The organism is Algoriphagus marinus (assembly GCF_001936475.1).
Taxonomy (GTDB): Bacteria; Bacteroidota; Bacteroidia; order Cytophagales; family Cyclobacteriaceae; genus Algoriphagus; species Algoriphagus marinus.
The window spans coordinates 41,606-49,134 of the sequence record NZ_MSPQ01000020.1 but is presented as its reverse complement, the minus strand read 5'-3'; the positions used below and the strand labels follow the sequence as shown (position 1 = coordinate 49,134).

Sequence of the window (7,529 nt, the reverse complement as noted above, 5' to 3'; positions counted from 1 at the left end):
GGTGGAGTTGCCCTGAGTGGATCTAGCGGAAATTTTGCTGGAGGTACCTATACCGTCACACCTGGAATTGGGATTGAGCCTCCGACGCTGACTTTAGAAAATATTGCCCCAGCAGATTATATTTTTACTCTGGAAGTAAGGGGAGGAGGAAGTTGTGATCTGGATTTCCCAATTGATATCACTGTCAATCCTTTGCCAGTCACTGATTTTGAAGTCCTAGATGTGCTTTGTTTTGGTGGTACAGGGTCTATAAATTTGATTTCAGGTTCTGAAGCTGGGCATACTTACACCTTGAGCAATGGTGCAACCAACAATACTGGAATTTTCTCAGGTTTACCTGCTGGGGATTATACAGTTACTATTACAAGTGCATTGGGATGTTCTCAAATTCTGGATTATACTATCAATCAACCGGCTGAGCTTTTAATAAATGCTATTGATTCTAAAGATCCGACCTGTGGAGCTGCCAATGGTGAAATTGTTTTTGACATCATTGGAGGTATAAAGGAGTATGAAATCACAGTTAATGGAACTGAATTAAATACTTCAAATTTTGATGTGGCTATCAGTGGCGACACTTACACTATTCGAGGTTTGGCTCCAGACTTTTATTCAATTGCTGTTATTGATGCAAACTCTTGTCCCGTTGATGCTCCAAATCTTTTTGAATTAGTCAATGATGATGGGTTTGCAATTAGCATACTCCCTATGGAGGATCAGATTTGCGAAGGAGGAACTGCTGAACTTACTCCACAATTGACAGTTCCAGCTGGTGCAAGCCCTGTTTTGAATTGGTACCTCGATAATTCGCTTACACAAGAAATCACTTCATCCACTAGCCCTGCGCCTGATGGGAATATCTACCAGATTTCAGGAACTGGTACCTTAAGTATATCGGGCTTACCTGTAGGTACCAGTACTTACTATCTGGTAATCTCTGGAGACAATATTTGTGATTTTGTCACAGAGGCCACGGTTACAGTTGTTCCTCCAATCCAAACGAATGCTAGCGCTACTCCGGTTATTTGTTTTGGGGATCCTTCGGGAACAATTCAAGTGGATACTCCATCTGGAGGAAGTGGAGTGTATGAATTTAGCTTGGATGGAAATACATGGCAGACTAACACACTTTTCGAAAATCTTCCAGCTGGAAATTATACAGTTTTTGTAAGAGATGATAGTGGATTAAATGGCTGTGAACTCCAGATTCCAGATTTAATTGTAGATACTCCATCTGGGCCAATTGAAGAAAACCAAGCGGTCACACTACCTGTTTCTTGCGGTTTGGATAATGGAGCAGTTCGTGACGTTTTGGTGACGGGGGGCTGGGGTAATTATACCTTTGAATGGAGGAAAGATGATCCACAAAATGGTCAGGTTTTGGCTCAGGGGACAATTACAGGAATTGAGGACTTAGCATCCGGAGATTATTTCCTAATTATCACGGATGAGAAAGGATGTATTGAGATTTTTGAATATACTGTCGGAATAGCCTCTGATCCTGTATATGAACTAGTCGATCCAATAGATAATTGCCTAGGGGAATTAATTGAAATCAAGCCTGTACATATTGCTCCGGATCCTAGTCTGCCTCCTTCAGCAGGAACAGAGATAAGATGGTATAAAGAAGCAAATCAGGTTGATTTAATAAGTAATGGCCCGGATTCAACAGATCCTTCCATTGTTTACACTATTGATGACACGGATTGGCTAAACCCAGTTCTTCAAATTGAAAACTTACCTATAGGCATTCATGATTTTTATTTCTATGTGGTCTGTACGGGTCAGGAAATCAAAATTGAAGTTGAAGTATTTGATAAGCCTAATGTAGTTTTTGAGACAGACCCAGTCAGTTGCTTTGGCGGTACAGATGGAAAGATCAGATCTATTTCGGGTACTACTCCTGAATATACCTACTCGGTAGATGGAGCATCTCCAATTTCAATCACTGATTTGGAAGCTCTAAATCTTGCTGCAGGAACTTATGAAATTCAAGTTTTAACACCTGCAGGATGCCCGCAAGTAGTTAGTTTAGTTGTTGAAGAGCCTTCTGGACTCCTCGAAATACAACTGGTATCTGAATTAGATCCTTCCTGTAGTCTGGAAAATGGAGAAATTCGATTAAGCCTTTTGGGAGGAAATCCTGATTATACGCTTACCATGAATGGTATCGCTGTGACAGGATTTGATCCTTCAGTAGATGGAACTGAAGTGATAATCCAAAATTTGGCAGGAGGTACTTATACCTTTGAGCTGAATGATTCTAAAAACTGTACTTCGGCAACTCTTGCTGTGACTTTAGATCCATTGGAAGTTCCTGAATTCAGTGCTAAAGGGGATGAAATTTGTGCTTTTGATCCAGTTTCTGGCTTGGCGAATACAGGGATTCTGAGACCTGTGGTGGTTAATCTGGCAGGTTCTTCTCCTGCTTATACTTGGTATTATGAAAATCAATCAGGAAATGAGGTTCAAATTACCGATGGAGATCAATTATTCGGAGGGACAGCTGTAATAAATGGATCAGGTGAACTGGAGTTGACTGGCGTCGTTGCCTCAGATACACCTTATAAATTCTTCCTTGAGGTAACAGGAGATTTGGTTTGCCCTATTCCAAAGATTGAAGTTGACTTAAAAGTCAATTTTACTCCGGAGGTAACTTTTGAAAAAACAGATATCATTTGTTTTGGTGAAACTACCGGGGAAATAAGAGTGCAGTCTGGAGGTTTGGCAGGCTATGTTTATACGCTTAATACCGGAGAAACTAATACCAACGGGGAATTCCAGAATTTACCAGCTGGTAATTATACTATTGAAATCAGTAATGGAACCAGCTGTATTCAAACGGTAGATGTTGAGATTGTTCAACCTCAAGAACTCTTAATCGCTGCTGTAGACTTCACCGATCCTACTTGCGATGCAATCAATGGTGAAATCAGATTTGAGATTTCAGGTGGAACCCAAGCTTATGATATCTTCGTCAATGGCGATGCTCTAAACTCATCCAATTTTTCCTTCACTGAAGCGGGAGGAGTTTATACTTTACAAAATCTTGCTCCTGGACAATTCTCGATTCGTGTACTTGATGCGAACGGTTGTGAGGTCGAGTCAACGGATTTGTTTTCCTTAACAAATAATGCCGGGATTGATATTATTTCAAATCCTGTCTCTGATGAAGTCTGTGAAGGTGAGACTGCCCAGTTGACTCCGGACCTTACTTTGCCAGGTGGAGTCACACCAGTTTTGCGTTGGTATAAGGATGCTGCTACTACTCAAATAATCAATTCTTCTCCAACACCTGATGCAAATGGCATCATCTATCAAATCGATGCTCAGGGTGTTTTGAGCATAAGTAATTTGCAGGCAGGAGATTATAAGTATTATTTGAGAATAAGTGGACCTGGAATCTGTACTCAGGTGACAGAGGCTACCGTCACAGTAGTAGCTCTTCCTGCCGTGACTATAGATATTTCTAATATTTCCTGTTTTGGGGCAAATGATGGTTCAATTCAGATTTCTTCAGGTAATGACCCATCTTATAGCTACACACTTAGCAATGGAGAGTCCAACTCTACTGGGATCTTTGTAAATCTTACGCCAGGAATTTATTCGCTTGAAGTTGCAACTCCTTCTGGTTGCCCTCAACTGCTGAATTTTGAAATTCTTGAACCTGCCGATTTGATCATTAACGACCTTGACTTTGTCAATCCATCTTGTGATGAAGACAATGGTCAAATTACCTTTGAAGTTATTGGTGGAACGGGAGATTATAGTATCAGTATTAACGGCCAACTGTTAAATGACTCGAACTTTAACTTTATTGAAAACGGGCAAGAGTATACGGTAAAAGGACTTTCTCCAGGGGATTATTCAATTCAAGTGACGGATGAAAACGGATGTTCTGAAATAGAAACTGATCTTTTCACCTTGGTAAATGAATCAGGTATCTTAATCGGATCTAATCCATTGTTGGAAGAAATCATGCTAGGAGAGGTGGCCACCTTAACCCCTGACCTCACTATTCCAAGTGGTGCAGTGTTTACCTTGTCCTGGTATTTTAATTCTACTGCAACTCAAATCATAACTTCCGATTCAAACCCAGCTCCAGATGGGGTTATTTATGAAATAGATGCTAACGACGTACTTACAATTACTGGCCTCAATCCAGGAACATACACTTATTATTATGAAATAAGTGGACCAGGTATATGCGTGACTATTACAGAAGCGATTGTAGTTGTGAAATCTCCACTGACTGCAGATATTGTCAGCACTCCGGTAACCTGCTTTGGAGGAAGTGATGGTAGTATCTCTGTAGAAAATATTGTGGGTGGTAATCCTCCATTGAGCTTTAGTCTTGATGGAATCACTTGGCAATCCTCACCGGTCTTTGAAAATTTACCGGTAGGTACCTATACCGTTTACATTACCGATCCTTCAATTACTGTTGGTTTCTTGACCACTTTCCCTAATGTGCTTATTGAAACTACAGCTACTCAAATTGAAATTAATACTCCTGATCTGATCAGCGCCTCCTGTGATCTGCCTAATGGTGCAATCAGGAATTTGCAGGTGATTGGCGGGACAGGAAGTTATTCTTTTGAATGGAGAAAAGACGACGCCCTTTCAGGAGAACTTCTTTCCAACGGAACTTTGACTGGACTTGAAGATATTTTTCCAGGTGAGTATTTTATTACAATTACAGATAGCAACGGTTGTTCAGAGACTTTTTCTTTTGTAATCGACGAACTGCCTGATCCTGTTTATGAATTAGTACCTCCAATCGATATTTGTATCGGAGAGGAAGCTACAATTCGTCCTGTTTTCATTGCTCCTAATCCTCCTGTACCTACTTCTCCCACAGATATCATGTGGTACAAGGATGCTGGGCAAGTAGGCTTGATTTCTAATGGACCTGATCCTGATGATGCTTCTATTATTTATACTATAGATGATACGGATTGGATTAATCCTCAATTGACAATAGCTAATCTACCTATTGGTGTACATGACTTCTATTTCTATGTTGTTTGTACTGGACAGGAGATCAAAGTTGAGGTAACTGTATTTGACAACCCTGACATGGTATTTGAGACTTCTCCAGTCTCATGTTTTGGGGGAACAGATGGTAAAATACTATCGATTTCAGGTGATATGCCTGAATATACTTATTCATTGGATGGTGCTGCTGCCCTTACGCTTTCAGAATTAGAGGCGCTTGAACTTGCAGCTGGTAATTATTCTCTTGAAGTTTTGACTCCTGCGGGCTGTAATCAAATAATTCCTATTACAATTGAAGGACCTGACTCAGAACTTTTACTTTCTGGAATAACTCAACTAGACCCAGGGTGTGGCGCTGATAATGGAAAAATACAAGGACAAATTACTGGAGGATGGGCTCCTTACACGGTAAATGTATTTAAAGATGGTCTACTGCTTAACTCCTTTTCTCAGAGTGTAAATTCTTTCAGCCTTAATGATCTTGGCATTGGTCAATATACTATTGAAGTGATTGATGATAAGGGTTGTACAATTGTTTCTGACATCATAGAATTGGTTGATGGACCAACGCAATTGCTGATTGAAAATGAAGAAATATGTGAGGGTTCTCCTGTGACCTTGATCCCTAGATTGGATCCTCCTGTATCTGATTTTACGATTCAATGGTTTTTTGATCAAGCAGGTAACCAACCAATAATCTCGAGTCCAAACCCAGCTTCAGATGGAGTGATTTATGAAATTTCTGCGACCGGGGAGTTGACGATTACAGGTCTTCCTTATAGTTCCAGTCCTTATGCATTCTATGCAACAGCTACGGGACCGGATGTTTGTCCGGGTTTTGTTGAAAATTCTTTAGTCCAAGTCAATGAGGTGCCAAATGTAACTATTTCTATCACAGCTGAGCAGTGTTTTGGTGAAGGAGGAATAATCACAGTCAATGCATCAGGCGGATCCGGCGGTCTTCAATACAGCTTAGATGGAGTGAATTTCCAAAGTTCTAATGTGTTTAATGTGCCTCAGGGTATTTATTCTGTTACTGTTCGTTCTGGTCAAGGTTGTGATTTGATTATTTCGGATCAAGAGGTGACTGGTCCAGCCAGTCCAATTGAGGTTGAAGATTTAATCCAAATCGATGCGACTTGTGGGGAATCAGACGGTTCAATTAGCTTTAGCTTAATAGGTGGATTTGGAGGGTATGAAGTGGATTTGATAAGAAACTCTACGGTGATTTCTACTCAGAATACGCAAGCTGATGGTTCAATCTCCTTCACTGGCTTAGGCGCAGGTACCTACTCTATACAAGTAAGGGATGCAGGTTCTTGTAGTATCACTTTTGATAATTTGGTACAAGTTGAAAATATCCCAACTCCAATTCTGGTCGATGATGTAAGTATTTGTGAGGGCGAGATAGCCACATTGATTCCAACAACATTGGTTAATAACGGCGACACCCAATTTACATGGTATTTTGATGCCCAAGCTACCAATCCTATTCCGGTAGGTGCTTCTGGCGATCTTACCTACTCGATTTCTCCGGAAGGACATTTAGCTGTAGCAGGACTTCCTGCCAAATCAACACCATACGAGTATTTTGTTTTGGCTAGTGGAACAGATATTTGTAGTACAATTCCTGAAAAAGCGCAAGTAAAGGTGATTGAAATTCCAAATCTTAGAGTTTCAAACCCATCAATTGTTTGTGATCCAACAGGCACAGTTGATCTCACTGCCTATATTGAAGGATTTAATCCGGCTGTATACGATTACAATGTAGTTTCACCAAATGGATCACCAATGAGACTTGATGAATTGGATTCTGTAGATCTTTCGGGTGATTATAGAGTAAGCAGTGCGGTTAAAGGAACCTCTTGTTGGAATCAGCCTCAACGTATTCTTGTCATCATTTCACAAAGTTTACTTGAAGCTGAGTTTAATTATCTTGTTGATTTTGGTGGAGGAAATATCTTCCAAAATGAAGATATCCCCTTGGGTGAAGATGTCTATTTTAATGATCTCTCTAGAGGTAATGCAGTGATTTGGAATTGGGATTTTGGAGATGGATTTACAAGTAATGAAGAGAATCCGGTTCACACCTATAATGAAGTTGGTTCATTTAACGTCAAGCTAAGAGTAGTAGATGACATAGGATGTGAATCTATTTATGAAATGGTAGTCAACGTCATAGATGATTTTGAAGTTATTATACCAAATGCATTTACTCCAAAGGGTAATAAAAACCAATATTTCAAACCTGAATATAGAGGGATTGCAAGTATGGAATTCTACATCTTTAACACATGGGGTGAATTGATCTATAAGGCCACTTCACTAGAAGACATAGGTTGGGATGGAACACTTAATGGAAAGGACGCACCAAATGGAAATTATGTGTATAGAGGAATTTTTACCTCTAGAAATGGTATAAAAATTGAAAAAGCTGGAGTATTTATTCTGATTAGATAAATTTCCAAGCCTGTCATAAATGGTAAAAAAAACGGATAGCCGCTAAGCAGCTATCCGTTTTTTTTTAAGCC

1 protein-coding gene is annotated in these 7,529 nt (G+C 40.0%); it reads left to right on the top strand.

What is annotated here, in order from left to right; translation table 11 throughout:
* On the top strand, nucleotides 1-7,458 hold a 7,458-nt coding region (locus BVC88_RS20580), incomplete at its 5' end, for a PKD domain-containing protein (protein WP_083639241.1).
* Between the last annotated feature and the right edge of the window lie 71 nt (nucleotides 7,459-7,529).